This is a genomic window from uncultured Paraglaciecola sp. (assembly GCF_913058035.1).
GTDB lineage: Bacteria > Pseudomonadota > Gammaproteobacteria > Enterobacterales > Alteromonadaceae > Paraglaciecola.
The window spans coordinates 1-3,677 of the sequence record NZ_CAJXPA010000291.1; the positions used below are offsets into that span (position 1 = coordinate 1).

Genomic DNA, 3,677 nt, shown 5'->3' on the forward strand with positions numbered 1-3,677 from the left:
GGAAATATAGGCACTCAATGCGCATATTAATAGTAGAAGACGATAGCCGTTTACTTACCCAGCTTGACATATTATTGCAAAAAAATGGTTACAGTGTCGACTTGGCAGATGATGGAGCAAAAGCATTGTTTTTGTTACAAGAACATACTTATGACTTGGCAATTATTGATATTGGCCTACCTATAATTGATGGGTTTGAGGTGATACAGAAAGCCCGTAAAAATGATATCAGTTGCCCAATATTAATTTTGACTGCGCGAGACAGATGGCAAGAAAAAGTAGAAGGATTAGACTCAGGAGCAGATGATTACCTAACTAAGCCTTTTCATAATGAAGAGTTATTGGCCAGAATTAACGCACTAATACGCCGCGCTGCAGGCAAAGCACATCCGACCATCGAAAAAGGGCCTATCAGTCTTAACACTCTCAGTGAAGAGGTGTTAGTTAACGGCCAATACATCGAATTCACCGCTTACGAATACAAAGTATTAGAATATCTGTTACTCAATCCTCAAAAAGTAATTTCTAAAACCGAACTAACCGAACATATCTATGATCAAGACTTCGATTTAGACAGTAACGTAATTGAAGTCTTTGTAGGACGACTACGTAAAAAAATTGATCCTGATGGCAGCATTAATCCCATAGAAACCCTGCGAGGCCGCGGATATCGAATAAATCGTGAACTCTAACTTAATTAGAAACGTCAGTGCATAACCTGTCCCTTAGATTAAGGAGTTTTGCTGCCGCTGTACTCGCGTTGCTGATTTTTATTCCTCTTACTGCGGTGACCTTAGAGCAAGCTTTCAACGGCAGTTTGAGTCAATCAATGTTGCAACAGCTGCGGGTTCAAAGCTTAACCCTAATCTCTGAATTTGAATTAGATAACACCGGTAGCCAAGCCGAGATGCCTGAGCAGCTGTATAATGATCAATTCAATATTCCAGGCTCTGGCTTGTACGCTTTTATTCAATCCCACGACGGCATGTTATGGCAGTCACTCTCTACTCTCAATTGGCAGCAACAACCTGAATTTGTCGCGCCAGACATAGGCGCGGAAGTATTTATTGAAGATTTCTCGATGCAAAACAACTACTTTTTATATGCCTATACCGCTGAGTTTGAAACATCTGAGGGTTACCAGCCAGTGAGCTTTTATATTCTTCAAGATAAACAAGTGTTTAATACCGAGAAGAGCAAATTCGCCAATACCTTGTGGAATTGGTTAGGGCTGATTGCGCTGTTATTGCTGATTTTATTACTGGTCAGCCTCAACGCTGCTTTACTTCCGATAAGCAGACTGAACAAGCAAATTCGCCAAGCTGAAAGTGGCCAACTCGATCGCATAGATCAGCGTTATCCACCCGAACTGGAAAAACTTAAAAGTAGCATTAATAATTTATTAGATACCGAACAACAACAGCGCAGTCGCTATAAAAACAGCCTCAGCGATTTGGCTCATAGTCTTAAAACCCCCTTAGCAGTGTTATCTGGAACAGCAGGGCTTCCAGAGCAAGCTAAAGAGCCGATTAGTCAAATTAATCTTCAAATACAGCGACAGCTGAAACGCGCAGTAGCAGGCACCACAAGTACATTCGGGCAAGCCATCCCCATCAAACCTGTGGTCGAAAAATTATTTAACGCTATGGACAAAGTTTACGCAGACAAAAAGTTAACCCTCACTCATGATATTCAACATCAAACATTAGGCTTTAACGGCGACATGACTGATTTGATGGAAATATTAGGTAATGTGTTAGACAACGCCTGTAAAGCTGCCGTCAAACAAGTCTCACTTTCAACGTTTACTAGCCTGAATAAATTACTAATCCATATTGAAGACGACGGCCCCGGCATACCAAAAGACAAGCGCGAACAGCTATTAGAAAGAGGCACCCGTTTAGATAGTTACAAAGAAGGTCAAGGCATAGGTATGGCTGTGGTGGCAGACTTAGTATCGGCTTACCAAGGCCAACTCGAAGTCAAACAGAGTGATTTAGGTGGTGCTAAACTTACTTTGATTTTTCCTACTAAAGTGTGAAATTCACTAAAAAGTGCCTAATTCGTCACATTGACACATATATGAAAACGCTAATCCATTGATTTTAAATACATTCTCAAATGGCATGGTATCTGCTCTATCTGTTAAAAATATTAATGACTAAAATTTAGGGAAGCTACATGGCCGTAATACTCGAAGACAGACCGATTGAAAAAGTACGTGAAGAAGTTATCGATACACTGATTTATAACTACAGTCATGGAGTGATTTCTAGTGAAGCATTCGAACGCAGATTAGACCAAGCCATGGCCAGTCAAAACCATCAGGAAATATTCAATTTAGCTGCTGACTTAGACAAAACCACAGACTCAGAATTCAATTCACAAAAAGAACGCCAATTCAACGTCAACTATGCAGCCAGTGACAACGACGAGACCGATACCATAATCAATATTCTTGGTGGATCCTGTCGCAGCGGTCAGTGGACAGTGCCGGGCGAAATAAGAATAATTACGTTATTCGGAGGGGCTGACATCGATTTTACCGACGCTATATTCACCACTCCAAACGTCACTATAAAAGTATTATGCCTGTTTGGCGGTACCGATATCTCCGTACCAGAAGACATCAATATCATCTCAAAAGCCTTTTGTATTTTAGGTGGCATTGATAATTCAGCACCTTCCATCGCCTCACGACAAGCTCCTACCCTTACAATTGGAGGATTAGTGATGTTTGGAGCGTTGGACATCAAGATAAAACGTACAATTAAAGAGAAGTTTGTTGCCTTCGCTAATCAGATGAAAACTATGTTTAACAACCGTAATTAAAGATACGGTATGAACAAATATTTTTGAGCAGCTAATAAAAAATTAAGTGAATATGGTTATATTCTGACGCGGTTAAAGTAACTCTAATCATTACTGGTGTTAATAATTTATCAAGCACTCGTAAATCATCTTCAATGAGCTCACTTAATAAGCGTATTTTTGAGTGTCAGAGCCTTATCGCCTAAGTCCTACTCTGGTTCATTATTAAGATAACACCAAACAGTATTACGACGAATTTACTCATTTTCATGTTTTGCGGCAATGAACTTCATTTAGCCATTACCCACCGAGCAGCGACCAATCTAAATTTTGTACATTTTCCTAGTTTGACACTTACAACAATTATTATCTTTTTTTAAAATCTATTACTGTATGAATCACTGTGGTGAGTTTAACTGGAATAAGCCATCATCAGAATAGGAACAGCCGCGCGTATTATTAAGAAGTTTTAGGGTTTATCTGACTGTTGAAATATTCTTTCAAAAAGTTAAGTAACAACCTGAGCTTTTTAGATTTGGCGGTACCGGGAGGAAATACACCATAGACATTGATATCACTAAGAGTGTAATCATCAAGCACCGTTTCTAAAGTACCGGTCTTAATTTTTGGCCAAGCATCATAAATCGGAATACGTCCTAGACCATGACCGGCTTCAACAAACGCGGTACGGGCGGCTGCATTATTAGTACTAATACTTCCTTTAGTAGTAATACTAAACGAGCGACTACCTTTAGTTAGCGTGACTACACCCGAAGTTCATTTGTAAATCACCCATTGATGATTACTTACGTCAGCTGTTTCTCTTGAACGTCCTTATCTCTGAAAATATTTTTGCTACGCACATT

The 3,677-nt window shown here is 39.7% G+C and carries 3 protein-coding genes and 1 pseudogene; 3 read left to right on the forward strand and 1 reads right to left on the reverse strand.

Features of this window, described 5'->3' with window-relative positions; translation table 11 throughout:
- The first annotated feature begins 17 nt into the window (after window positions 1–17).
- The 3 genes from QZ562_RS20385 to QZ562_RS20395 all read left to right on the forward strand — a co-directional run bounded on the left by QZ562_RS20385 (window position 18) and on the right by QZ562_RS20395 (window position 2,832).
- Window positions 18–692: a response regulator transcription factor gene (locus QZ562_RS20385; RefSeq protein ID WP_293764426.1), complete on the forward strand. Its 675-nt coding sequence runs from the start codon at window positions 18–20 to the stop codon at window positions 690–692.
- A gap of 17 nt (window positions 693–709) precedes the next feature.
- On the forward strand, window positions 710–2,041 hold the full coding sequence (locus QZ562_RS20390) for an ATP-binding protein (RefSeq protein ID WP_293764419.1): 1,332 nt from the start codon (window positions 710–712) through the stop codon (window positions 2,039–2,041).
- Window positions 2,042–2,181: 140 nt separating this feature from the next.
- Window positions 2,182–2,832, forward strand: a complete 651-nt coding sequence (locus tag QZ562_RS20395) for a LiaF domain-containing protein (protein ID WP_293764423.1) — start codon at window positions 2,182–2,184, stop codon at window positions 2,830–2,832.
- Window positions 2,833–3,270: 438 nt separating this feature from the next.
- Here the strand turns inward: QZ562_RS20395 and QZ562_RS20400 are convergent.
- Window positions 3,271–3,624 (reverse strand): annotated as a pseudogene (locus QZ562_RS20400) (LysR substrate-binding domain-containing protein); the annotation flags it as partial.
- Window positions 3,625–3,677 lie beyond the last annotated feature (53 nt).